At 59.8% G+C, this 24,898-nt stretch carries 23 protein-coding genes; 17 read left to right on the top strand and 6 right to left on the bottom strand.

The window, feature by feature from the left end:
* Positions 1-6 precede the first annotated feature (6 nt).
* Positions 7-1,089, top strand: a complete 1,083-nt coding sequence (locus tag ABVT35_RS14445; RefSeq protein WP_368467290.1) for a BMP family ABC transporter substrate-binding protein — start codon at positions 7-9, stop codon at positions 1,087-1,089.
* Positions 1,090-1,149: 60 nt separating this feature from the next.
* Here ABVT35_RS14445 and ABVT35_RS14440 read toward each other — a convergent pair whose 3' ends face one another.
* From ABVT35_RS14440 to ABVT35_RS14430, 3 genes are read right to left on the bottom strand one after another with little or no spacing between them, the layout of a single operon-like run.
* Positions 1,150-2,487: an MmgE/PrpD family protein gene (locus ABVT35_RS14440; RefSeq protein ID WP_368467289.1), complete on the bottom strand. Its 1,338-nt coding sequence runs from the start codon at positions 2,485-2,487 to the stop codon at positions 1,150-1,152.
* A gap of 12 nt (positions 2,488-2,499) precedes the next feature.
* The gene (locus ABVT35_RS14435) at positions 2,500-3,657 is read right to left on the bottom strand and encodes an acyl-CoA dehydrogenase family protein (protein ID WP_368467288.1); all 1,158 of its coding nucleotides are present in this window, start codon (positions 3,655-3,657) and stop codon (positions 2,500-2,502) included.
* Positions 3,658-3,681: 24 nt separating this feature from the next.
* Positions 3,682-4,821, bottom strand: a complete 1,140-nt coding sequence (locus ABVT35_RS14430; protein WP_368467287.1) for a CaiB/BaiF CoA transferase family protein — start codon at positions 4,819-4,821, stop codon at positions 3,682-3,684.
* 150 nt (positions 4,822-4,971) lie between these two features.
* Here ABVT35_RS14430 and ABVT35_RS14425 point away from each other — a divergent pair, with 150 nt between their 5' ends.
* Together ABVT35_RS14425 and ABVT35_RS14420 are read left to right on the top strand one after the other, a co-directional pair.
* The gene (locus ABVT35_RS14425; RefSeq protein WP_368467286.1) at positions 4,972-5,814 is read left to right on the top strand and encodes a MaoC family dehydratase N-terminal domain-containing protein; all 843 of its coding nucleotides are present in this window, start codon (positions 4,972-4,974) and stop codon (positions 5,812-5,814) included.
* A gap of 32 nt (positions 5,815-5,846) precedes the next feature.
* Positions 5,847-6,437: a pyridoxamine 5'-phosphate oxidase family protein gene (locus tag ABVT35_RS14420; protein ID WP_368467285.1), complete on the top strand. Its 591-nt coding sequence runs from the start codon at positions 5,847-5,849 to the stop codon at positions 6,435-6,437.
* Positions 6,438-6,444: 7 nt separating this feature from the next.
* Here the strand turns inward: ABVT35_RS14420 and ABVT35_RS14415 are convergent, their stop codons facing one another.
* The 3 genes from ABVT35_RS14415 to ABVT35_RS14405 are packed head-to-tail and all read right to left on the bottom strand — an operon-like array spanning position 6,445 to position 9,706.
* Positions 6,445-7,809, bottom strand: a complete 1,365-nt coding sequence (locus ABVT35_RS14415) for an amidase family protein (RefSeq protein ID WP_368467284.1) — start codon at positions 7,807-7,809, stop codon at positions 6,445-6,447.
* Positions 7,806-8,672 (bottom strand): NAD(P)H-binding protein, encoded by an 867-nt coding sequence (locus ABVT35_RS14410; protein ID WP_368467283.1) that lies wholly within the window; start codon positions 8,670-8,672, stop codon positions 7,806-7,808. Before ABVT35_RS14410 ends, ABVT35_RS14415 begins: the two co-directional genes overlap by 4 nt.
* 20 nt (positions 8,673-8,692) lie before the next feature.
* Positions 8,693-9,706 (bottom strand): NAD(P)H-dependent flavin oxidoreductase, encoded by a 1,014-nt coding sequence (locus ABVT35_RS14405; RefSeq protein WP_368467282.1) that lies wholly within the window; start codon positions 9,704-9,706, stop codon positions 8,693-8,695.
* A gap of 152 nt (positions 9,707-9,858) precedes the next feature.
* Between ABVT35_RS14405 and ABVT35_RS14400 the strand changes: the two genes are divergently transcribed.
* The 14 genes from ABVT35_RS14400 (at position 9,859) to ABVT35_RS14335 (ending at position 24,894) form a co-directional block, all read left to right on the top strand.
* Positions 9,859-10,770: a helix-turn-helix domain-containing protein gene (locus tag ABVT35_RS14400; protein WP_368467281.1), complete on the top strand. Its 912-nt coding sequence runs from the start codon at positions 9,859-9,861 to the stop codon at positions 10,768-10,770.
* A 292-nt stretch (positions 10,771-11,062) separates the two neighbouring features.
* Positions 11,063-13,441, top strand: a complete 2,379-nt coding sequence (locus tag ABVT35_RS14395; RefSeq protein ID WP_368467280.1) for a transketolase — start codon at positions 11,063-11,065, stop codon at positions 13,439-13,441.
* Positions 13,442-13,493: 52 nt separating this feature from the next.
* Positions 13,494-14,294, top strand: coding sequence for a creatininase family protein (locus tag ABVT35_RS14390; RefSeq protein ID WP_368467279.1), 801 nt, complete (start codon positions 13,494-13,496; stop codon positions 14,292-14,294).
* 2 nt (positions 14,295-14,296) lie between these two features.
* On the top strand, positions 14,297-15,103 hold the full coding sequence (locus ABVT35_RS14385; RefSeq protein ID WP_368467278.1) for an ABC transporter ATP-binding protein: 807 nt from the start codon (positions 14,297-14,299) through the stop codon (positions 15,101-15,103).
* Positions 15,084-15,941, top strand: a complete 858-nt coding sequence (locus tag ABVT35_RS14380; protein ID WP_368467277.1) for an ABC transporter permease — start codon at positions 15,084-15,086, stop codon at positions 15,939-15,941. Before ABVT35_RS14385 ends, ABVT35_RS14380 begins: the two co-directional genes overlap by 20 nt.
* Complete coding sequence (locus ABVT35_RS14375; protein ID WP_368467276.1) at positions 15,938-17,149, top strand: amidohydrolase family protein; 1,212 nt, start codon at positions 15,938-15,940, stop codon at positions 17,147-17,149. Before ABVT35_RS14380 ends, ABVT35_RS14375 begins: the two co-directional genes overlap by 4 nt.
* Positions 17,146-18,531 carry an FAD-binding oxidoreductase gene (locus ABVT35_RS14370; protein WP_368467275.1) on the top strand — a complete coding sequence of 462 codons (1,386 nt, stop codon included), beginning with the start codon at positions 17,146-17,148 and terminating at the stop codon, positions 18,529-18,531. Before ABVT35_RS14375 ends, ABVT35_RS14370 begins: the two co-directional genes overlap by 4 nt.
* Positions 18,532-18,568: 37 nt before the next feature.
* Complete coding sequence (locus tag ABVT35_RS14365) at positions 18,569-19,582, top strand: ABC transporter substrate-binding protein (RefSeq protein ID WP_368467274.1); 1,014 nt, start codon at positions 18,569-18,571, stop codon at positions 19,580-19,582.
* Between the two features lie 9 nt (positions 19,583-19,591).
* Positions 19,592-20,185, top strand: coding sequence for an NAD(P)H-dependent oxidoreductase (locus tag ABVT35_RS14360; protein ID WP_368467273.1), 594 nt, complete (start codon positions 19,592-19,594; stop codon positions 20,183-20,185).
* Positions 20,186-20,196: 11 nt separating this feature from the next.
* Complete coding sequence (locus ABVT35_RS14355) at positions 20,197-20,652, top strand: RidA family protein (protein ID WP_368467272.1); 456 nt, start codon at positions 20,197-20,199, stop codon at positions 20,650-20,652.
* Positions 20,649-21,278 carry a TetR family transcriptional regulator C-terminal domain-containing protein gene (locus tag ABVT35_RS14350; RefSeq protein WP_368467271.1) on the top strand — a complete coding sequence of 210 codons (630 nt, stop codon included), beginning with the start codon at positions 20,649-20,651 and terminating at the stop codon, positions 21,276-21,278. The genes ABVT35_RS14355 and ABVT35_RS14350 overlap by 4 nt, the downstream gene beginning before the upstream one ends.
* Before the next feature lie 120 nt (positions 21,279-21,398).
* A complete protein-coding gene (locus ABVT35_RS14345) occupies positions 21,399-21,992 on the top strand; it encodes an NAD(P)H-dependent oxidoreductase (protein WP_368467270.1) in 594 nt (197 codons plus the stop codon).
* Between the two features lie 402 nt (positions 21,993-22,394).
* Positions 22,395-23,732: a CmpA/NrtA family ABC transporter substrate-binding protein gene (locus tag ABVT35_RS14340; RefSeq protein WP_368467881.1), complete on the top strand. Its 1,338-nt coding sequence runs from the start codon at positions 22,395-22,397 to the stop codon at positions 23,730-23,732.
* 85 nt (positions 23,733-23,817) lie between these two features.
* Positions 23,818-24,894 carry an ABC transporter permease gene (locus ABVT35_RS14335; RefSeq protein ID WP_368467269.1) on the top strand — a complete coding sequence of 359 codons (1,077 nt, stop codon included), beginning with the start codon at positions 23,818-23,820 and terminating at the stop codon, positions 24,892-24,894.
* Positions 24,895-24,898: the final 4 nt, after the last annotated feature.

Raw genomic sequence — 24,898 nt, 5'->3', positions numbered from 1 at the left:
GATACTATGAAAACACCGCTGAAGGTCATTTTGACGGCTGCCATGCTGTCAATGGGCGCTTTGTCGGCCGCTATTGCCGATGACGCTTTCAAGATCGGTTTCATTGTGCCCAATCCCATTGGTGATGTCGGCTGGGACCATGAGCTCGACCGCGGCCGACAGGCGGTCGCTGAGCACTTTGGCGACAAGGTGAGCATTCAGGCGATCGACAGCGTCGGGGAGGGGCCTGATTCCACCCGGGTGATGAACAAAATGGCATCCCAGGGTGTCGACATGATCTTTCTGGGGTCGTTCGGCCACATGAATGACGGTTTGAAGCTGGCCAAGCAATATCCGGATCTGGCCGTTGTCCATGCCGGCGGGTATCAGCAGGCCGACAATTTCGCCACCTATGCCGTGCGCCACTATGAGGGTGCCTATCTGGCCGGCATGGCCGCGGGTTATGCAACCAAGTCCAATACGCTTGGCGTCATAGCCGCCTTTCCGCTGCCCGAGGTGGTCGGCATCATGAATGCCTATGTTCTTGGCGCGCAGAGCGTTAATCCGAACCTCAACGATGTGAAGGTCATCTGGATGAATTCCTGGTTCGATCCTGCCAAGAACAAGGCGTCGGCAGAATCGCTGGTTTCCCAGGGCGCAGATGTTGTGTTCTCGCTCTTTCCGGGAACCCCGTCGGCCGTTGCCGCATCCGAAGAGCTTGGCGTGTATACGACGGTGACGCTCAGCGACAACAGCGCATTTGCTCCGACCCGCCACCTCGCAGCCATCCAGGTTGACTTCGGGCCGATCATGATTGCCAAGGTTCAGGAAGCCATGGACGGCAAGTTTGTCGGCAATGACACATTTGCCGGCATTGGCGAAAACTCCGTCAGTGTGGCGGGCCTCAGCAAGGACCTGTCAGAAGAGCAGAAGTCCGCCATTCTTGCAAAGCAGGACGAAATCCGCAGCGGCGGTTTCCATCCCTTCCAGGGTCCGATCACCGACAACAAAGGCAAGGAAGCGGTGGCTGCCGGTAGCAAACTCGATGATGGTGCCGTCAAGGGTATGAACTTCCTGGTTCAGGGCATCGATACGAGCCTGCCGAACTGAGAACAAACATCCGGCCCGCCGTTCAGCATAGCGGCGGGTCGATCCTCAACTGTACGCAAATCAGGCCGTCGTCAAAAATCTGGTAAAGGTACTCAACCTGGAAGCGTGGAGCGCTTCGATGGTTTGCCAGACAGCTTCGCTCTTTTCCTCGCCGATAAGCGTGGCCGATTTTTTGCGGACTTTTGCTTCCCGGATAGGCGCGGGCAGTGGTTGTTCGAGGTCGTATTCGCCGTTCAGTGTGGCGCCGGATTGCAGGTTCACAGTGACACGGCTTGCCGTATCGGCGAGATTTTCATCGGTTTCGACACGAACCTTGTCTCGCAGGGCAGTGAGTGCGGGATCCCGGCAAATTTCATCCGTATAGGTCGTCAGTGCGCCCGTATTGATGCCGTGAAGTGCCATTGCCGCCGTCAGGCGATAGCTGAATTTGGCTTCAAGACCGGTCTCCGGCTCGGCAATGTTGCACACTTTCAGCCATTGAGGGTTGGTTGTGATCATCACACGCCCGATTGCGTCCGGTTCCGGCCGGCCGTTCCTGCGAATTACCTCCAGGGCCTCCAACGATGCGTGCAGCCCGTGGCAGCAGGCGTGGAATTTGTGCTGCACGTTTTCGAAGGTGAATGCCTCTCCGAGGCCGGCAAGCGCATTCGCGGGATCGCCGTATTCTGCGGCATGCGTATCGGCAAAGCCCTGCAGGCACTCAAGCCCGTCAGGGCGTGAGACAAATCCCGCCGCTGCAAGGAGCGCCGCTTCCACGCCGTTGGAGGCCGCTATGCCAGCATTGTAAGGTTTTCCCATGGTTCCGAACTGCGATTTCAGACCGGAAGCGCGGGTCGAGACGATGCCGAGTGCATGCTGTGCTTTTTCCCGGTCCAGTCCGAGCAGGCGGGCGCATGCCATCGCAGCGCCGAAAGCGCCGGACGTTGCAGTTTGGTGAAATCCTGCCTGATAATGCGACCGGCCCAGCCAGTCGCCAATCCGGCAGGCCGTTTCCACCCCAATGAGCGATGCGTCAAGAAAATCTGAGCCGCTTGCGCCGAGTTTCTGCGCTACGGCCAGTGCAGCCGACACGACGACGACACTTGTGTGTCCGATATGGATGAAATGGGTGTCGTCATAATCGAGTGCATGCGACGTCGCACCATTGGCAAGGGCCGCGCCGCGGGCAGGCGCCCTGGTATTCGATCCGACAATTGTCGCTTCAGCGTTGCCGCCTTCACTTTCGACAAGTGCCTGGACCTTGCGGGAAACCGGCTCGTTTCCGCCGGCAATCGCAACCGAAGCCCAGTCGAGCAGCGACAGGCGCATGATATGGCCGGCGCTCGCCGGAATTTTGCCTGTCGGCATTGCGGTGGCGAATTCGGCGATTTCAGCGGAGATGGAGGCGTGATCCGACATTTTTGCCTCTTTTCAAAACGAGCGCGGCAGATCCAGAACGTGCTCGGAAAGATAGCTCAGGATCAGGTTTGTCGATATCGGCGCCACCTGGTAGAGCCGCGTCTCACGGAACTTCCGTTCGACATCGTATTCTTCCGCAAAACCGAAGCCACCGTGGGTCTGCAGGCACATTTCCGCTGCCGCCCAGGATGCATCCGCTGACAGCATCTTGGCGAGGTTCGCCTCCTGGCCCGGGTTTTCGCCCGCCTCGTAGAGCCGGATTGCCTCTCGCAACATCAATTCGGCGGCGCGCATTTGCGCATAGGCCTTGGCAATTGGAAACTGGATGCCCTGGTTTTGTGCGATGGGCCGGTCGAATACGACCCGCTCCCTGGCATAGTTCGAGGCCGTTTCAATGAACCATTTTGCATCACCTATGCACTCGGCGGAGATGAGGATGCGTTCGGCATTCATGCCCGACAGGATGTAGCGGAAACCCTTGCCTTCCTCTCCGATGAGATTTTCGGCGGGTACCGGCATGTTGTCGAAAAAGATCTCGGTGGTTGAGTGGTTCATCATGGTGCGGATCGGGCGGATTGTCAGCGACTTGTCGCGTACCTCGCGCATGTCGACGAGGAAGACCGAGAGGCCTTCGGTTTTCTTGGTGACCTGATCGAGCGGCGTCGTGCGGCACAAGAGCACCATCAGGTCGGAATGTTCGGCGCGCGAAGTCCAGATTTTCTGCCCGTTGACAAAATATGTGTTGCCCTCGCGCTTTGCGGTGGTGCGCAGGGAACCTGTATCCGTGCCGCTGGTCGGTTCGGTCACGCCGAAGGCCTGCAGGCGCAACTCGCCTGAAGCAATGGCGGGCAGGTATTTCTGTTTCTGCTCGTCGGAGCCGTGCCGCAGGATCGTACCCATCGTATACATCTGCGCATGGCAGGCTGCGGCGTTGCCGCCTGTGCGGTGGATTTCTTCCAGAATGGCCGCAGCCGCTGAAATGGTGAGGCCGGAGCCGCCATATTCTTCCGGTATAAGGGCGGCCAGATATCCCGAACCGGTCAGAGCGTCGACGAATTCGGTCGGGTAGGCCTGTTCCCGATCGCATTTGCGCCAATAGGTTCCGGGAAATTCCGAACACAGGCGGTGAACACCCTCGCGGATATCTTCATTGCCGACTTCATATTTCATGGTTCACCTGTTGAATATTTCCCACTATCTATTTGCAAATTCGCGACGGATGGCCGAGCCGTGCGCATCTAACTTGGGCACGACGGAATTACGCGGCCCCGCTGTCAGCACCGGCAGGTCGGCAGCCATCAGCTCAGCACTGCCAAATCGAATGTCCGTCTGGCGCAGAAATTCATGGTTTGAGAGGTCCTCGACGCTAGAGAGCCTTGAACAGGCGATATGATGTTGGCGTAATATCGCCATCAGTTCATCCCTGCTTTTTTTTGAGAAAACGGCGTTGATTTCCTCGTCCATGGCCGTGCGGTTTTCGACACGGCTTGTGTTGTCGGCAAATCTTGGGTCGGTGCCGAGTTCGGCGTGGCCGAGCACCGTCTCGCAGAAGTTTTGCCATTCGCGGTTGTTTTGTATGGCGATCATGATCTGGTTGTCGTCGCCGGTCGCATACGGGCCGTAGGGCGCAATCACCGGATGGGTCAGCCCGGTACGGCCCGGCGTTCGGCCACAGTATCTATGGACAAGCAATGGCATGTTCATCCAGTCCGCCATGACGTCGAACATGGAGATGGACAGATCGAGGCCCGTGCCGGTTTTTCCGCGCTGAATAAGCGCGCGCAAGATTGCGGAAAATGCAGTGAGGCCGGTTGCGATATCGCACAGAGAAACACCGGCTCTTGAAGGTTGTTCTTCAGTCCCCGTGACCGAGCAGATGCCGCTTTCGGCCTGGACCAGCGTGTCATAGGCTTTCAGCTTTTGTGCCGGTCCGTGGTCGCCGTAGCCGGTGATCTGGCATGTGACGAGACCAGTGTTCGACGACCGCAAAGCCTCGCCGCCGAAACCGCGCCGTTCGAGCGAGCCGGGTGCCAGATTGTGCACGAACACATCGGCCTTTTTGAGCAGTCGGCGGAGCAAAGCCACATCTTCCGGCTGGTTGAGATCGATCGCAATCGATTCCTTGCCGCGATTGAGCCAGGCGAACCAGACGCTCTCGCCGTCGGCACTGTGATCGTAGATGCGTGCGAAATCGCCTTCCGGGCGCTCCACCTTGATTACTCTTGCTCCGGCATCGGCCAGCAGCAGGCCGCAATAGGGTGCCGCGACCGCCTGCTCCATCGACACGACCAGATGGCCATCCAGTTCCCGGTCCAGCATCGTCTTGCCCGTCATGTGTTGTTCCCTGTGATTGGAGATATTGGCGGTGGTGTTGGCGGCTCGCCGAACGGTTGAGTACTGTACTCTTATATGGGGTTTTCGAAACGTCAAAAAACTGCCATTTCTCGTTGGAGACTTCGAGCGAAGACAAGGCAAGGACAGGCTGTGGAATTGGATCTGGAATATTACCGAACATGGATTGGTCGTGAGGAAAGTGCTTCAGAACTTGTAACCCCGGAACTCGTGCAACGCTTCAACGCGACCCTTGATATTGCGTCCGGGGACCCGCAGCCCGGTGACGCTGTTGCACCACTTATTCATCTGTGTCTTGCACCCTCCGCTTCGCCGACAGCGGAGCTTGGACCGGACGGGAGTGCGGCGCGGGGCGAATATTTTCCGCCGGTTCCGCTGCCGCGCCGCATGTGGGCGGGCGGTGAACTGGTTTTTGAGCGCGATATATGCGTCGGTGATCAGGTGAAGCGAACCTCGCGCATAGAAGATGTTGTCTTGAAGGAAGGGCGGACCGGTACGCTTTGTTTTTTGACCGTGAATCACACGATGAGTGTTACCGGCGACATTGTGGTTCGGGAAAAGCAGGTTCTTGTCTATCGAGGCATGGAGGATGCGTCGCGCCTAGCCGCAGAGCCTTCTGCAGCAGAGCCCGGCAAACATCAGCGCCGCATTGCAGTTTCGACGCCGCTGCTGTTTCGTTATTCGGCGCTGACATTCAATGGACACCGCATTCACTACGACCGGCCCTATACAACCGGGGAAGAGGGCTATCCCGGTCTTATTGTGCACGGGCCGCTCCAGGCCACGCTGCTTGTGCAGTTTGCGGCAAAGCTCCGAGATGGGCGAACACCACGCCGGTTTGACTACAAAAGTCATACGCCACTGTTTGATGATCGTGACTTCAGTCTGCATGCCACTGATGACGGGGATCGGCTGAAGCTATGGACAGCATGTGAGGGCGGGCCTGTGGCAATGGCCGCAGAAGCATCGTGGTAATTGACGGCAGTAATGCGCCGACGGAGTTGAGAATGTCAGACGAAGCAAATCCGGATGAAAAAGGCGGCGCGGACATCATGTTCACACCGGCAGTGCGCGACGTTCAGGACCGGCTTGGAAGTCGTCAGAAGATGGAGAAGCTTGCCTCTCATGGCCGCTTCAGGACAAAGATCACCGACGATCTGGTGGAGTTCATCTCAGTGCGCAATTCGATCTATCTGGGTACCGCCAGCGCCGACGGGCAGCCCTATATTCAGCATCGCGGCGGGGAGCCCGGCTTCGTTAAAGTGGTGGATGAAAACCATCTTGAATTTCCGGATCTTCCCGGAAACCAGCAATATATCAGCCTCGGAAACCTTTCTGAAAACAACAGGGCCTTCATATTCGCAATGAATTACGAGGACCGGGTGCGCGTCAAGCTGTGGGGTAATCTCAGCGTTGTTGAACAGGAAGGCCCAACCCGACGGTTCAGGTTCCGCGTCACAGCATGGGATGTGAACTGTCCCAGGAATATTCCGAACCTTTATGCGATGCCTGCCGTTACCCGCCGCGTCGAAGAGCTGCAGAGCCGCATCCGCTTGCTGGAAGCAGAGATTGAACGGCTGAAATCCGCTGCTGAATAAACCGCGCTCAGCGCCAGTCCGGCGCCGGTATCGGATCGCTCAATGTGCTGAGCAATCGGGCAATGGCAAGCAGACGCCGGTCGTGATGCGGCCGGGCCTCGACAAGCAATCCCACCGGCAGGCCGTCGGGGGTGCATCCGATCGGAATTGTGATTGAGGGAACGCCGGCAACGCTTGCCGGGCTGGTGTTGCGTGCAAAAGTGGGAAATGTCGGTACCATCCTGCCATTCAGCTCGACTTCATTGTCCTCGCCGATACGCGCAGCGGCCCGCGGTGTCGTCGGCATCAGGATTGCGTCAACGCCGGCGCTGAAAACCGCATCGTAGGCACGCTGAAGGGCAGGGCGGGTGATATTCTTGGCGCGCTCATATGCGGAGCGGTCCTCCATGTCTGAGAGGCCCGCGAGAATGCCCCGAACGTCTGCGCTCGCAACACGGGCGACAAAGTCCTCGACATCCAATCCGATTCTCCCGGCCAGTTTACCGATTTCGCCTCTTGCCTCGGTGAGCGCTATCGTAAAGCCGCATTCGGCCTCCAGATCGTGGATCTGGCTGCTGCTCTCTTCGGTGACCGCCGCACCGGTCCGCCGGAGCTTGGCCAGGGAATCAGTCACGATCTGACGAACATCCGGGTCGATATCGGTCATATAGGGCTCTGTCAGCAGTGCGAAATGCAGTTTCGACAACTCCGGTACAGCCGGTTCTTCGCTGTCGCCGGTGAGAACCGCATCGACCAGCAGGGCGTCCTCGGCATGTCGGACAATGACCCCTAGTGAATCGCGGGTAGGGGAAACCTTGATCAGACCGTCATCCGGCCAGCGTCCGGTGGTGGGGCGAAAGCCGATGAGACCGCAAAGCGCTGCGGGGATGCGGGCTGAGCCGCCCGTATCGGCAGCCATTGCAAAGGCAACAATTCCGGCTGCAACGGCTGCGGCACTGCCGCCGGAGGAGCCGCCCGCAATGCGGTCCGGCGCATACGGATTGCGGACCGGACCGAAGGCGGCATTGTTGCTTGTCACGCCAAAGGAGAGCTCATGCATATTTGTTTTGCCGATCAGCCTCGCACCGGCGCTGTTGAGAAGCGTTATTGCCGCGGCATCTTCCGATACCTGAAGCGTTTGAAGCGCGGGAGATGCACCACAGGTCGGCAGGGATGCCGTTTTGATGGCGTCCTTGACGGCATAGGGTATGCCGGCGAGCGGGCCTTCAGAAAGTGAGTCCGCAGGCGTTGATAACGCTGTAAATATATTCAGTTTTTCCGCATCGTGCGCACGGCTCACGGCCTGTTCGAATAACGCTCCAGACTGGACGTTTCCGTTCTGCACGAGGGTTGCGATCTCCCGAAGCGGGCGCAAAAGGGTGTTGTCGGTCACGATTTGAAGGCATCCAGGTTCGAGGTGAGGAACATCTCAAGTGATTTCGGCGCCTTGCCGGTTATGTCTTCGATATCGGAGCTGCTGTTTTCCTGAGCTCCGGCGCGCAGGGCGGAAAGAAGATCAACCACCAGGTTCGATTTCCAGCGCGGCATTCCGGTGACGAAGGGCAGCACCAGGCGCGCCGCAAAAGCCGGCGGGCTGGTGTAGCCGACTTTTTTGACAAGAAGCTCGGAAAGCCGGCTCGTTACATCGGCGAAACTATGGGCCGATGGCCCCGTCAGCGTGTAGGTGCGGCCGAAATGTTCCTCGTTCGCAAGAACGACCGATGCCGCCTCAGCCACGTCGTCGACATTGACCATGGCAACCTTTCCCGAGCCGACCGGTGCGGTGATCTTGCCTTTGCTGGCGACGTCTTCGGCAAAAAGCAGCAACGATTGCTGGAAGAATGTCGGACGCAGGATCGTGTAGGGCAGGCCGCTTTCCTCCAGCACCTCCTCGGCGCGGCGATGGTAAGCCCCGAAGCTGACCGGTGGATTGAGCCCAGCGGACTGGGCCGAGAGCTTAACGACATGCGGGTTACCGTTTTGCGCGAACATGCCGACCAGGCCGCGTTCCATTGCGTCCTGCCGCGGATCGTCCGGAGTGGCGAGAAAGACGGCATCGACAGTTCCCATATGCAGCTCCAGCGATTGCGGAGTGCCTAAATCCGCAAGCACCGGCTCGACACCGCTTTGCCTGAGTGCCTGAACACCGTCCTGCCGGCTTGTGACTGCGAGAACTTCGTGTCCCGCCGCTGTGAGGCGCGGTATCAGTGCGGTGCCGACCCGCCCGGTGGCGGCTGTGACCAGTATACAAGCCATGTTATGACCTCCCGGTGCGGCTAACGCTGCCTGAGCGCTGCCTTGGCTTCTTCGGTCATGCGGGCGATGATTTCGCCGGCGGTCGGCAGATCGTCGATCAGTCCCAGCCCTTCGCCGGCAAGCAGGGGCATTTCGTCGAAGTCGCCGGTGGCGCCGGTCATCGGCACCATGTTGGTGAATTTGTGGAGCGGCGTCGGCTCGCCAAGCAGATCCATGTGGCCGATCACGGGTTCACCCGAATTGTCGACCGGGATATCGGCGACCCGGTCCTGCCATTCCGAGACGATCCGGTTGTTGATAACGCGGATCGGATTGAACTCGGGATGGTGGCGGCCAAAAACGTGCGTGACAACCGTCTCATCAGTGCCGGATGAAACAACGCGCCTCTTGTATTCGTCGGCGACGGCGCTCTCGGCAGTGGCGACGAAACGCGTCCCCATCCACACGCCATCCGCCCCCAGCATCAGCGCCGCCGCCAGTCCCCGGCCGTCAGCTATGCCGCCGGAAGCCAGTACAAGTGCCTGTTCGCCGACCGCGTCGACGACGGCCGGCGTCAGCGCAATGGTACCTGCGGTCCCGTAATTATGACCGCCGGCTTCGGTTCCCTGCGCCACAATGACGTCGACGCCATCTGCCACGGCAGCTTTCGCTTCGGCAACGGAGCCGATCTGTTCGATGACATCGATACCGGCCCCATGCAATTGCCCGATCCATTGCGCTGATGGATGTCCCCAATGGAAGGAAACTGCCCGGGGCCGCATTTCGCACATCAGATCGATGTGTGCCTGCGAGGTGTAGCAGGTGATGAAATTGACGTGGAAAGGGCGGGACGTTCCGGCCTGAACGCCGCCGACAAGGTGGCGCACGCCCTCCGGCGTGATGATGCCGACGCCGGCAATCGAGCCGAAAGCGCCGGCTTCGCTGACGGCAATGCAGAGCGGCGGCGTCATGCCGGCAAATGCCATGCCCGCCTGAACGATGGGGGTGGACAGCTCGTATTTTTCCGTCAGACGTGTTGCAATCTCGTTCGCCATGTTCTCCTCCCGTCTAAACCGATCCGACGACAGTAGGTGAAATCGCACGAGCTGCCTTGCCTCAGCGTGTTCCGGGTTTGCCCGAGAGTGCACTTTGGACGCCCGCCATTGCCCGCGTGGCCGTTCGGTGCCATATTTTTTCAATGGGAGTGATGCCAGCAGGATCGAATGTCTGGTCGACCGTGGGAAGCGGGGATGCCTTCGCCCATTGGCGCGAGGTGGTCTGTCAGGCCTTCACGAAACTGTCGCCGGAGCGGACCGGCGATCATCCGTTCGCCGGTGAAATACGCTTGTCCGAATTCGGCAGGATGGGCACGTTTTCGCAGATCACCGCCAGTCCGCAACTGGTCCAAAGACGCAAGCGGGACGTCAAAGATCGGCCTTGTGATGCTGTTTTCGTCAACATCCAGATATCCGGCACGAGTGTCGTTCGTCAGCGCGGCATGGAAACGCGATTGGGTCCGGGCACATTCGTCATGCTGGATGCACGCCAGCCTTTCGACATGCGGTTCGACGAGAGCTTCAAACAGGTCTGCATGCATCTGCCGTTGGCGCTGCTGGACGAGCACGATTTTGATCCGGCAGGTGCGGTTGCGCGCGCCGTCGGACGCGATCAGGTCTTTGGCGCAACGCTGCTGGATTGCGTGGGCTCGATCCTGGCGGGCGAGGATGCTGAGGGCTCGCCCGACCATCTGGTGCATCTGTTGCGGCTCAGCTACGAAAACGGCCGTTCCGACACGCTTGCCGACCGGCATTTGAAGCACATCAAGCAATTCATTGCGCAAAATTGCGCCGATCCGGCGACGTCACCGGCAGCGGTGGCCGGACATTTCCGCATTTCGGTGCGCCATCTGCATAAGCTCTTTGCCCGCTCGGGCATCACCTTCGGGCAGTTTCTTTTGCGCTGCCGTTTGCGCAAAGCCCGCATCGCTATTTTGTTGCATCCGAACCGGTCAATCCTGGAAATCGGTCTCGAGGCGGGGTTCCAGAGCTCCAGCCATTTTTCCCGCAGCTTTGCCCGCGAATTCGGCATGACGCCGTCGGCGATGCGGCGTTTGTGTTGAGGGGGCACCGGTGACTTGCACCGAACGCCGGTAAGCCTGCTCGGAAATGTGGATATCGTCCATCAGCTATTATGAATTTGGCGTGTTCCCGTGTCGTTCACGCTACGCGGATCACACCGATCAACACCTCGACCGACGAAAAACGACAAACTTTTCATGTACTCCCAACCTCTTTATTTTTCTGAGAATTCCTTCGGTTCTCCATTTGATTCGGTCTATTTTTGAACAGTCAGTTTGACCGATCGGTCATGTCGTATTAACCTAATGAAAAACAAGAGCCAGGGGATACTGAATGTCAGCGCGCGACGACCTCGCGACGTTGAAGGACCTTGAGCGCAAGGTTCTTTGGCTGAGTGCATGGACTATCCACAATGCCAACCACATCCGTCCCAACGATGACGGATTGAAGGTCGGTGGTCATCAGGCCTCCTGCGCCTCGATCTCCTCGCTGATGACAGCGCTCTATTTCTCGATCCTGCGCCCGCAAGACCGCGTTGCGGTCAAGCCCCATGCAGCACCCGTCTTCCACGCAATCCAGTATCTCCTCGGCAAGCAGCCGAAGGACAAGCTGATCGATTTCCGCGGCTATGGCGGCGCGCAATCCTATCCGAGCCGCACCAAGGATACCGACGATGTCGATTTCTCGACGGGCTCCGTCGGACTTGGCGTCGCAATCACCGCATTTGCGTCGATGGTGCAGGACTATGTCCGTGCCCGCGGCTGGGGGCAGGGCTCCGAAGGCCGAATGATCGCGCTTGTCGGGGACGCCGAGCTCGATGAAGGCAATATTTACGAGTGCCTCCAGGAAGGCTGGAAACAGGGCCTGCGCAACACCTGGTGGATCATCGACTACAACCGGCAGAGCCTTGACGGTGTCGTGCGCGAAGGGCTTTCCAAGCGGGTCGGCGGCATTTTCAGCGCCTTCGGCTGGGACGTGGTTCTGATGAAATACGGCGTTTTGCAGCGCGCAGCTTTCAAGGAGACGGGCGGTGAGGCGCTGCGGCGCTGGATCGATGACTGCCCGAACCAGCTCTATTCAGCGCTGACCTATCAGGGCGGCAAGGCCTGGCGCGAGCGGCTGTCGGCCGATATCGGCGGTGAGCCCGGCATTGCCGAACTGCTTTCGCGGCGCTCGGACGATGCGCTGGCGGAACTCATGGAAAATCTAGGCGGTCACTGCCTCTCGACCATCCTTGAGACTCTTGGCGGTATCGATCACGACCGGCCGGTCGCCTTCATCGCCTATACGGTCAAGGGATGGGGAACGCCGCTCGCCGGTCACAAGGACAATCACGCGGGGCTGATGACCGCCGCACAGATGGAAACGTTCCAGGCGGCGATGAACATCCGCAGCGGTCATGAATGGGATCATTTCGAGGGGCTGGCAACGCCGCCTGCCGACCTCAAGGCATTCCTGCAGGGAGTCCCGTTCAACAGCCCGGCGCGGCGCTATAAGGCTAACGAAGTTCCCGTTCCGCAGATCACGCTACCGGCAGATAAGGCGATGGCGACGCAGACCGCCTTCGGCAAGATCCTGAACGACATTGCAGCTTCGGGCAGCGCGCTTGCCGACCGCATCGTGACGACGTCGCCGGACGTGACCGTGTCGACCAATCTCGGTCCGTGGGTGAACCGGCGCAATCTCTTCTCGCGCACCGAAATCGCCGATACGTTCCAGGAGCAGCGTGTCCCATCCGCCCAGAAATGGCGGTTTTCGCCGGACGGGCAGCACATCGAGCTCGGCATTGCCGAAATGAACCTCTTCCTGCTGCTTGGCGCGGCGGGTCTCAGCCATTCGCTGTTCGGCGAGCGGCTGCTTCCGATCGGCACGCTCTACGATCCGTTCATTGCGCGCGGTCTCGATGCGCTGAACTACGCCTGTTACCAGGATGCGCGCTTCATGCTGGTGGCAACGCCGTCGGGCGTGTCGCTTGCGCCGGAGGGCGGTGCCCACCAGTCCGTCGGCTCGCCACTGATCGGCATGAGCCAGGATGGCATCGCCGCCTTCGAGCCTGCCTTTGCCGATGAGTTGGCGGTAATCATGGAATGGGCCTTTGCCTATATGCAGCGCGACGGCGATGCGGTGCTCAACGAGCGGACCTGGCTGCGTGACGAAACCGGCGGTTCGGTCTATCTGCGCCTTTCGACCCGCGCCATCGAGCAGCCGCCGCAGCGATACGACGATGATTTTCGGCAGAGCGTTATCGATGGCGCCTACTGGCTGCGCGAACCGGGACCCGGATGCGACGTCGTCATTGCCTATCAGGGCGTCGTGGCAACTGAAGCTATAGCCGCCGCCGGGACCATCGGCGATGCGCGCCGCAATGTAGGGGTGCTCGCGGTCACCTCCGCCGACCGGTTGAATGCCGGCTGGCAGGCGGCACAGCGCGAACGCATCCGTGGAAACGGAGCGGCGGCGAGCCATATCGAGCGGCTCCTGCAGCCCGTGTCGCGGGATGCAACAATCGTGACCGTGATAGATGGGCATCCGGCCACGCTGAGCTGGTTGGGTGGGGTCAGCGGGCACCGCACGGCCGGACTCGGGGTCGAGCATTTCGGCCAAACCGGAACTGTCGCCGACCTTTATGCGCACTACGGCATTGATGCCCATTCCATAGCCGCAACGGCGGCTCGGCTGCTTCCCGGCCGACCGGTGCGGCTGGCCATTTGAGCAGGGGACTTGGGACGAAGACCGAATTCGAGGCGGAACGGATGAAACTGCGATGAAACGATACTGGTCCGATTACACAAGTGAAGCTTTTTCCAGGCTCGATCATGAGAACCTGATTGCCGTTCTGCCGGTCGGGGCAACCGAGCAGCACGGTCCGCATTTGCCGCTCAGTGTCGATGCGGCGATCGCCGATGGCCTGGTTCGGGCGGTGGTTGAAAAACTGCCGGAAGATAACCCGGCGCTGTTTCTTCCAACCCAGGCCATCGGCAAGAGCGACGAGCACAGGCGCTATCCCGGCACGCTGACCCTCAGCGCCGAAACGCTGATACGGAACTGGCTGGAGATCGGCGACTGCGTTGCCGCAAGCGGCGTACGCAAGCTGGTGCTGCTCAACAGCCATGGCGGGCAGATATCGACGATGGATATCGTCGCAAGGGAGCTGCGCATTCGCCACTCCATGCTGGTTTTCTCGGTCAACTGGTTTGCCCTTGGCCTGCCGGACGGCCTTTACAGTGAGGAGGAACAGCGCTTCGGCGTTCATGCCGGCGACATGGAAACCTCGATGATGCTGGCGCTGGCCCCGGAACTGGTCGAGATGGAAATGGCGCGCGACTTCCGCCCGCTGATCGAGACGTTCGAGCGCGATTACAAACATATCGGCCTGTCTCGCGGGGCAAAGCCCGGGTGGCAGGCGCAGGATCTGCATCCGGCGGGCGCTGCCGGCAATGCCGCAGCCGCGACCGCGGAAAAGGGCAGGGCGACCATCGACCATGCGGCGGAGCGGATTGTCGAAGTGCTGGAAGACGTTCATAGGGCGCCGCTCTCATGGCTTGAAAACGAACCGGAATGGTAGGGATGGAACAGCAAAGAAACACGGATACCGGCAGTCCGCTGATTGAAATGGACGGCGTCCACAAGCGTTTCGGCAACGGAACACTGGCGGTGGAGGGCATGTCCGTTTCCATCCAGCCCGGCGAATTTGTCAGCTTTCTCGGACCGTCCGGGTGCGGCAAGAGCACGGCGCTTCGCATGATCGCCGGCCTTCTGTCTGCATCCGCCGGCTCGATCACCGTGAACGGCCATCCGGCGGGCGAGGGCGGTGACGGGCGTGACGTCGGGTTTGTCTTTCAGGAGGCGACGCTGATGCCGTGGGCGAATGTCTTCGACAATGTCTACCTGCCGCTGCGGCTTGCCGGAACGTCGAAGAAAGCCGCGACGCCCGAGGTCGAAGAGGCGCTCGCCATGGTCGGGCTGTCGAATTTCCGCAGTTCCTATCCGCGCGAGCTTTCCGGCGGCATGAAGATGCGCGTTTCCATCGCCCGCGCCATGGTTACGCGGCCGGCGCTGTTGCTGATGGACGAGCCCTTTGCGGCGCTCGACGAAATGACGCGCTTCAAGCTCAACAATGATGTGCTGAAACTATGGGAAGAGCACAATCTGACCGTCGTCTTCGTCACCCACAGCGTCTTTGAATCCGTCTACTTGTCGAACCGCGTGATGGTGATGGCGGCCCGGCCCGGCCGGGTCGTCAACGATATTGCGCTGCCGGGCGGCTATCCGCGCACCGACGCTTACCGGACATCGCAGGAATTTGCCGAGAACACGCGCCTTGTAACGAAGGCGCTGGAAGGAACGCTGAGCCATGCTGAAATCGATCACTGAAGACGACGATCAGGACGGCGTCGTTCTGAATGCCGAACTGATAAAGCGGGAACAGCGGGAACGCCGACTGCGCATCATCATGCCCGCGACCGCCCTTGCCCTGGCACTTTTGATCTGGGAGGCGCTGGTCATCTATTACGAGGTGCCGCACTACCTCATTCCTGCGCCGAGCCGTATCGGCGAGACGCTGATCACCGACGGGCCGTCGCTGATGACGTCGGCCTGGTTCACGGTCAAGCTGACACTGTTTTCGTTGGCGCTCGCCATTATCGGCGGCGTGGCGCTGGGCATGTTGTTCGCCCTGTCGCGCACCGTCGAGATGAGCCTTTTCCCCTTTGCCGTCATCCTGCAGGTCACACCCATCGTGGCGATCGCGCCGCTGATCCTCATCTATGTGCACAGCACATTTGCTGCGCTTTTGATCTGCGCCTGGATTGTTGCCTTTTTCCCGATCCTGTCCAACACGGTGATCGGACTGCGCAGCGCCGACCACAATCTGCGTGACCTTTTCACGCTCTACAAGGCAACGCCGTGGCAGCGTCTGCGCTATCTGCTGGCGCCGAGTGCGCTGCCTTATTTCATGGCGGCGCTGAAGATCGCCGGCGGTCTCGCGCTGATCGGTGCGGTGGTCGCGGAATTCGTCGCCGGCACGGCGGGCCAGAATTCGGGTCTTGCCTCGCGCATCCTTGAATCGAGCTTCCGCAACGAGATCCCGCGCATGTTCGCTGCACTCTTCCTGGTCTCGCTTTTGGGCATCGCGATTTTCCTCGCCACCAGCTGGCTTTCGAAACTCGTTCTCGGCAGCTGGCACGAGAGCGAAATCAAGAGGGAAAGATGAACACGCCGGTCAGACCAGCGGATGATCGCTCGGCGGGCTTTGGAACGGTCCTGCGGGGTGTGCAGATTGGCGGCGCGGCCGAGCCGGTCGACATCCTGATTTCTGGTGCGCACATCAAGGCAATCGAGCACTCGGCGGAAAATGGCGGCGGTGTTGTCCTGCCGCTGATGAGCGATATCCATGTCCATCTCGACAAGACATACACCGTGGACCGCACCGGCAGCGATGCATCGTCGCTGTTCGACGCGATCGACCGGATGGACGCAGACAAGGCGCACTGGACGCCACAGGATATCCGCAAGCGCGCCACACGGGCTCTGGAAAAGGCCTATGCGCACGGCGTCAGCGTCATGCGCACCCATGTGGACTGGACCGAGCCGGACGTGCCGCTGGCATGGAGCGTGCTCAACGAACTGGCTCAGGAATGGCGCGGGCGTATTCATCTTCAGCTCGTGGCGCTGTGCCCGCTTGACCTGATCGCCGAAGCGGGCGAGCCGATTGCGGTGCGCACCAGCGCGGATGGCGGTGTTTTGGGCGCTTTCGTTTACCGAAACGACGACCTCGTGGAAAAAATGCGACAGACGTTCGCACTCGCCGACCACAATGATCTGGCTCTCGATTTTCATGTCGACGAGGGGCTGGAGGACGAGGCGCGCGGTTTCGAGGCTATTGTTGCCGAGGCTGAAAAGCGCGGCGGCGACCGCCAGGTACTTTGCGGTCATGTCTGTTCGCTGTCGCTGCGCCCGCCTGACGAAGCCGCCAGACTGCTTGCCCGTGCGGCAAGGGCGAAAGTGGGGCTGGTGTGCCTTCCGACAACCAACAGCTACCTGCAGGACCGCAATGACGGACGCACGCCGCGGCTTCGCGGCCTTGCCCCGGTCAGGGAAGCGCGCGCTGCCGGAATGGATGTGTTCCTTGCGTCCGACAATGTGGCGGACGTGTTTTACCCCTATGGCGACTATGACCCGTTCGATGTGTTGCGGGCGGGTGTCATGGCCGCCCATCTGGAACCGAAAGACTGGCTTGACGCCATATCCGGTTCTGCCGCGCGCTGGTGCGGCGCTGAAACCGGCGATCTGGCCGTGGGCGCGAAGGCGGATTTCCTCCGCTTCGACGCAACGGATCTCCGCGATCTGATTTCCCGGCCAGGTACACCGCGCGAAGTGTGGCGCGATGGAAAAATAGATTTTGAAAGGACGAATCCATGAGTGAGGCGGCGACTGCAAATCGCACGATTGACTGGGACGCATTCCGGGCCGATCTGAACGGCATCTCGGTCGTCGACGACGAAAAAACGATCAAGGTGCGTTCCGGGGACTATTTCTGGTACAGCCCGATCCTCAACGACATGCTGAAGGACAAACGCGGCGAGCTGCTTGTCATTCCCAAAACCCAGGAAGAGGTACGGACCGTCGCTTCGGCGGTTGCGCGGCACCGCGTGCCCGTCACCATTCGCGGCGGCGGGACGGGCAATTACGGTCAGTGCGTGCCGCTTGAAGGCGGTATTGTTCTCGACCTCACCAAGCTCAACCGCATTATCGAGATCAAACCCGGCAGCGTCCGGGTTGAAGCCGGCGCCCGTATCGCCGTGCTTGACGACGCCTGCACCGAAACCGGCCAGCAACTCCTCATGTATCCGTCCACGCGGCGCATCGCCACGATCGGCGGTTTCCTGTCGGGCGGATCGGGCGGCATTGGATCGCTGCGCCATGGCATGCTGCGCGATCACGGCAATGTCCGCTACGTCAAGGTTATGACCGTCGAGGCGGAGCCGAGGATCATCGAGCTCTACGCCGACGACATTCAGAAGGTACACCATGCCTACGGGACCAACGGCATCATCCTCGAACTTGAACTGGCGCTGACGGCGGCGACCGACTGGATACACTGCGCGGTGCTGTTCGATGGTTACGATACGGCGCTGCGCTTTGCCATGAATGCACAGGAAAGCGGGCTCGACTGCTATCTGCTGACGACGGTGGAACGACGTTTTGCGCCCTATTACACCAAGTTCGGCGATCTGTTTCCGGACGATCGCGATGCGGTCTTTGCCATGGTCGCGCCGGATGAAATGTCCAAATTCGAGGCGCTGGCATCCGATTTTGGCGGGTCGGTTTCCTTTGCAATGAAAAAACCGGACCTACGGCAGGCCGGATTGCAGCCTGCCTATGAGTGCGGCTGGAACCACACGACGCTGCAGGCGCTGAAGGTCGACAAGAGCTGGACCTATCTTCAGGTCGCCTATCCGCATCCCTTCGATCCGGAGCTCGTCATGGAGCAGATGCAGCGCTACGGCGATGACGTCTACTGGCACCACGAGATGGCCCGCATGGATGGGCGCATTCAGATATTCGCGCTGCCGCTCGTCAAATATCGCGGGCGCGATGCGATCTACGCCATGATCGGCGAACTGGAAGACCGGGACGGTTGTACGATCTACGACCCGCATGTCGTCACCATCGAAGATGGCGGCATGAAGGAGATCGACACGGCGCAAATCGATTTCAAGAAACTGGCCGATCCGCACGGCCTCATGAATCCGGGAAAAACCCGGGGATGGACCGCCGATATGGCGGTTCAAGGCGAATAACAAAAACAAAAAACAGAGGGCAACAGGAGATAGAAACATGAAGGATACTCTGAAACTTGCAGCCGCTGCCGCATTGCTTGCAGCAAGCACCGGCCTGGCAGCCGCCGCCGACAAGGTGGTGATGGGAACGAACTGGCTGGCCCAGGGCGGCCACGGCGGGTTCTACCAGGCGCTCGCCGACGGCACTTACGAGAAATACGGGCTCGACGTCGAAATCAAGATGGGCGGGCCGCAGGTCAACAACCGGCCAATGCTTCCGGCCGGGCGTCTCGATTTTCTCATGGCGGGCAACCTGCTCTTGTCCTTCGACAATGTGCGCAACGACATTCCGACCGTTGTGGTGGCAGCCTTCTTCCAGAAGGACCCGCAAGTCCTGATGGCGCATGAGGGTGCCTATTCAAACTTCGGCGATCTGAAGAATGCGCCGACGATCCTGATTTCGAAGGACGGCCAGTTCAGTTTCTGGAAGTGGCTGGTGACCGATCACGGTTTCGCCAATGAGCAGTTGCGGCCATACGGATACAATCTGGCGCAGTTCCTGTCCGACGACAAAATGGTCCAGCAGGGTTACGGCACGGCCGAGCCGATCTACGCGGCAGCGGAAGGCGCAAAGCCCGTGGCCTATCTGCTTGCCGATCAGGGCTGGAACACCTATTCGACGACGATCGAAACACGGGCCGAACTAGTTGAAAACAATCCCGAACTCGTGCAGCGCTTCCTCGATGCCTCCATCGAGGGCTGGTACAACTTCCTCTATGGCGACCGGACGGCGGCCTACGAGCTGATCATGAAGGACAATCCGGAAATGACCAAGGAGAAGCTCGACAAGGAGATGGCGCAGTTCGAAAAACTCGGCATCATCGATGTCGGTGACGCGAAGGAAAAGGGCATCGGCGCCTTGAGCACCGAACGTATCTCGGCCTTTTACGACACAGCTGTCAAATCCGGGATCATCGAGGAAGGATCGGTGGATCTTTCGAAGGTCGCGACCGATCAGTTCGTCAATAAGGGCCACGGCCTCGATATCGCCAAGAAACTCCAGGGCAATTGAGGAGAAAGCGTGCGTATCCTGCTCATTTTCTGCCATCCCTATGAGGAGAGTTACGGCGCAGCTCTTTTTGATTGTGCGCAATCGGCGCTTGCAGCGCGTGGACATGACGTCCGCGCGCTCGATCTTTACCGCGACGGGTTCGAGCCGATACTCGGGCGCGAAGAATGGCTGACCTATATCGGCGAGACGGAAAAGAATATTGCGGCGGTCAAAAGCCATGTCGATGCACTGCAATGGGCGGAAGGCCTCATCCTGATCTATCCGACCTGGATGTACGGCCCGCCCGCGATGCTCAAGGGCTGGATGGAACGGGTGTGGCTGCCCGGCGTTGCCTTCGATGTCGCGCCCGGCAAGCATAAAAGGGCGGTCGGCGCATTGAAGAATATCCGTCTTTTCATCGGAATTACGACGTCCGGCTCGCCCTGGTGGTGGCTGCGGCTTGTGCGTGATCCGGGAAGAAGCCTGTTCATGCGGGCCCAACGGGTGTTATTCCACCCCTTGTGCCGCATGCGCTGGCTGCAGTTGCACAATATGAACCATACAACGCAAGAGGACCGGGCGCGTTTTTTAAACAAGGTCGAACGCGCCCTGTCGAAGGTCTGACCGGAGTTTTCGTGGCCGACGATATAGCCAAACCGCTGGCCCGATATTCCGCCTTCAAGCGGCGGGGCGATTTCATCTTCATGTCCGGCGTCATTGCCGTCGATCCGGATACGAAGCGGATCGTTGCAGGCTATGAAGACCTGCCCGATGCCGCCCGTGCGGCACTTGGCGAAACGGGCGAATTTTCCGTCGATTTCAAGGAAGGTCCGATCAAGGCGCAGAGCTGGTATGTGCTCGACCGCATCCGTTCGATGATTGAATTGAACGGCGGGCAGATGAGTGACGTTTTTAAACTCGTACAATATTTCAAGGACTTGCGTGATTTTCCTAACTATAGCCGAGTGCGCGGCCTGTTCTTCCCGGAAGAGCCGCCGGTTTCGACCGTCGTCGAGGTCAGCGGTATGATGCCGAGCACCGAAATCCTGATCGAAGTCGAAGCGACTGCCTACCTGCCGGAGAAACCATGAGCGCCCGTGAAAAAGTTCTCGACCGACGTCAGAAAATCCGCCAGGCCATCCACGAGGCGGCAATTGAGGAATTTTCGGCCAACGGCCTTGTCGGGGCCTCGACGCAGGCAATCGCCAGGCGCGCCGGCCTGTCGAAACCGCAGCTCCACTATTACATTTCTTCCAAGGAGGAGCTTTACGAGGAAACGCTGCTCTTCATCATCGACAAGTGGAAGGATCAGTTCTTCCTGTCGATCCAGTCGGACGATCCAAAGACCGTCATCTCGGAATATATCGCCATCAAGGTAAGGCACGCGCTTGCCGAACCGAAGCTCTGCCGCCTTTTCGCCAACGAGGTGGCGCGGGGCGCGCCGATCCTGAAGCGTCACTGGTCGGCATCGCGGGAATCGGTCGAAAAGGCCGCCGACATCATGCGGTCGTGGATCGCCGACGGGAAGATCAAGCCCGTCGATCCCTATCTCTTCCAGATGGAGATGTGGGCCGTGACCCAGCATTTTGCCGATTACGAGGCGCAGGTCCGCTTCATGCTCGATCTCGGCGAAGACCACCCGATTGACGAGAACCGCATCATCGCCGATGTGACGGCACTGTTCCTGCGCGCCTGCGGGTTGGAGCCGGACGGCTAGGCCGGTTTGTGGTTGCTGCCATCTGAGCGGGATGACATGTCATGTAATTCCGGCTTTAGTAGAGACCGGCCAGTCGATTCTTAGATAATTGAAATGGGCTGTTTCACATGAGGAGGGGACGTGCGGATACTGATTGTCTTTTGTCATCCTTATGAGGAAAGCAATGCCGCGTCGCTTTACGAATGCGCCAAATCCACGCTTGCCGGGCGCGGGCACGAGATCCGCGCAATCGATCTTTACCGCGATGGGTTCGATCCGGCACTGGGACGCGAGGAGTGGCTCACCTATTTCAACGAGCCTGAAAAGAATGTCGAGGCGCTGAAGAGCCATGTCGAAGCGCTGCAATGGGCCGAGGGGCTGGTGCTGATCTATCCGACCTGGATGTACGGCCCGCCGGCGATGCTGAAAGGCTGGATGGAGCGGGTTCTGCTTCCGGGGGTCGCCTTCGAGGTGGCGCCGGAGGAGGACAGCAGGATTATCGGCGGGCTCAAGAATATCCGGTTTTTCCAGGTGATCACCACATCGGGTTCGCCAAGATGGTGGCTGCGGCTGGTCCGCGATCCGGGGCGCAACATGATCATGCGCGCCCTGCGCATCCTTTTTCATCCGACCTGCCGCATGCGCTGGCTGCAGCTCTACGATATGGACCACGCGTCGAACGAAGACCGGGCGGAATTTCTGCGCAAGGTCGAGCGCGAATTGTCAAAGGTTTGACAATACTGCCCACTTCTTGTGCGCTGCACAAAAATTGAGCCTGATGCCTGAATTTTCACTTATCCGTCGATCATGCCTTCCGGGCCTGATTTGGTGCTTTTTCTCATAACCATCTGAAATACCTTAATAAAAATCTTCAGTTTCAAACTGGCACGCCGCTTGCAGTTGAAGGGGCAGGTCCAGAGGGGACCGTCACGAGGGCGCCGGGAAGGTGCTCCGGGACAGGCCGCCGGCCGAAAACCCATGTTCGGGGCTCATCGGGCAGGTGTTCAGGCTGGCGGCCGTCAAATCGTTCAACGGGGATCAGGACCGTCCCTCCCAACGGTCCAACCGGAGACTGACATGAAAACCGAAATGACCACCCGAAAGTTGCTTGCAGGTGCTATCGCGGTGCTGTCGGCGATGGCTGCCGCGCCCGCCGTGCAGGCCGAGATGCTCGACGTTGAAAAGGACGAGCTGAAATTCGGCTTCATCAAGCTCACCGACATGGCGCCGCTCGCGATTGCCTATGAGAAGGGCTATTTCGAGGATGAGGGCCTGTTCGTCACGCTGGAGCCGCAGGCCAACTGGAAGGTGCTGCTCGACCGGGTCATTACCGGCGAGCTCGACGGTGCGCACATGCTGGCCGGCCAGCCGCTTGCAGCCACCATTGGCTTCGGCACCAAGGCGCATATCGTCACGCCGTTCTCGATGGATCTCAACGGCAACGGCATCACCGTTTCCAACGAAGTCTGGGAAATGATGAAGCCGAACATTCCGGTCGGCGACGACGGCAAGCCGGTCCACCCGGTCAAGGCAGGCGCCCTGAAGCCGGTTGTCGAGCAGTTCAAGGCCGAGGGCAGGCCGTTCAACATGGGCATGGTTTTCCCGGTCTCGACGCACAATTACGAGCTGCGCTACTGGCTTGCCTCCGGAGACATTCATCCGGGCTTTTATTCGCCGACGGATGTTTCCGGTCAGATCAAGGCCGACGCGCTGCTTTCGGTAACGCCGCCGCCGCAGATGCCTGCAACCCTCGAGGCCGGCACGATCCACGGCTATTGCGTTGGCGAGCCGTGGAACCAGCAGGCGGTTTTCAAGGGCATCGGCGTTCCGGTCATCACCGATTTCGAAATCTGGAAGAACAATCCTGAAAAGGTGTTCGGCCTCAGCAAGGAGTTTACGGAGGAAAACCCGAACACGACCATCGCGCTGACCAAGGCGCTTATCCGCGCCGCCAAATGGCTCGATGAAAACGACAATGCCAACCGCATGGAAGCGGTCAAAATCCTGTCGCGGCCCGAATATGTCGGAGCGGACCCGGAAGTGATCGCAAATTCGATGACCGGCACGTTCGAATACGAAAAGGGCGATGCGCGCCCGGTGCCGGATTTTAACGTCTTCTACCGCTATTACGCGACCTATCCCTACTATTCGGATGCCGTCTGGTATCTGACGCAGATGCGCCGCTGGGGACAGATTGCCGAAGCAAAGCCAGACAGCTGGTACGACGAAGTCGCAAGGTCGGTCTACCTGCCGGACATCTACCTGCAGGCAGCCCGCGCGCTGGTCGAAGAGGGCCATGTGTCCGAGGCGGATTTTCCGTGGGATACGGACGGCTACCGCGACCCGACGCCTGCGGCCGACATCATCGACGGCATCGCCTATGACGGCCGCACACCCAACGAATACATCAATTCACTGCCGATCGGCCTGAAGGGCAAGCAGACCGTCAACGGATCGGAAATTGTCGGCGGCTGAGCAGATACCCTCGTGAGAAAAGCAGGCGGCCGGATGCGTTCGGTCGCCTGCGGAACCGGAATTCAAGGGTCAGAAAGAGAGACACATGACCACGAGCAACCCGACCATCGACGAACAGCGTTCGGAGCGGCGCGAGCGCCTGTTTACCTGGATCAACCGTGCAGCCGGATGGCTCGATGCGCTCGGCTTTTCCTGGCTGGTGCCGCTTTTGAAGATGGCGGCCGGCGACAACCCGCGCGAACAAATTGTCGAACTGCGGCGCGCGCTCATCATTCCGCTGGCCGGCATCCTTGTATTCCTGGCCGCCTGGGGCGTGCTTGCGCCGAAGGTGCAGACATCGCTTGGCGCCATTCCCGGCCCCGTTCAGGTATGGGAGCAGGCGCTGAACCTCGTCGAGGATCACAGGAACGAGCGGGCAAAGGCGGCAGCCTTCTTTGAGCGGCAGGATGAGCGCAACGCCAAGCTCGAGGCGGCGGGCAAGAGCGACAAGGTCAAATGGCGGAACTATACGGGTAAGCCGACTTTTTTCGATCAGATCCTGACCTCGCTGAAGACCGTCGGCCTCGGCTTCGTGATCGCGACGCTCATCGCCGTGCCGCTGGGCATCGCGTCCGGACTATCCAAGGCGTTCAACGGCGCGATCAACCCGCTGATCCAGATTTTCAAGCCGGTTTCACCACTCGCCTGGCTGCCGATCGTCACGATGGTTGTCTCCGCGCTCTATATCGATCCGGTTGATGCCTTTCCGAAGTCGCTGGTGGTTTCGGCCGTCACGGTGACGCTCTGCTCGCTTTGGCCGACGCTGATCAATACGGCGCTCGGCGTTGCGTCGGTCGACAAGGACCTGATGAATGTCGGGCGCGTTCTGCAACTCCCGACCCGCAAGACCATCACCAAGGTTGTCCTTCCGTCGGCTCTGCCGCTCATTTTCACCGGGCTGCGCCTGTCGCTGGGCGTTGGCTGGATGGTGCTGATTGCCGCCGAAATGCTGGCGCAGAATCCTGGGCTTGGAAAATTCGTCTGGGACGAGTTCCAGAACGGGTCTTCCCAGTCGCTTTCGAAAATCATGGTGGCGGTCCTGACCATCGGCCTTATCGGCTTCATGCTCGACCGGCTGATGTATGCGCTGCAGCGCGCCTTCACCTTCTCGACGAACCGGTAAGGGG

This window comes from Hoeflea sp. TYP-13 (assembly GCF_040932035.1).
Taxonomy (GTDB): domain Bacteria; phylum Pseudomonadota; class Alphaproteobacteria; order Rhizobiales; family Rhizobiaceae; genus Hoeflea_A.
The sequence above is the reverse complement of the archived record's forward strand: the minus strand, read 5'-3'. Positions and strand labels throughout refer to the sequence as shown.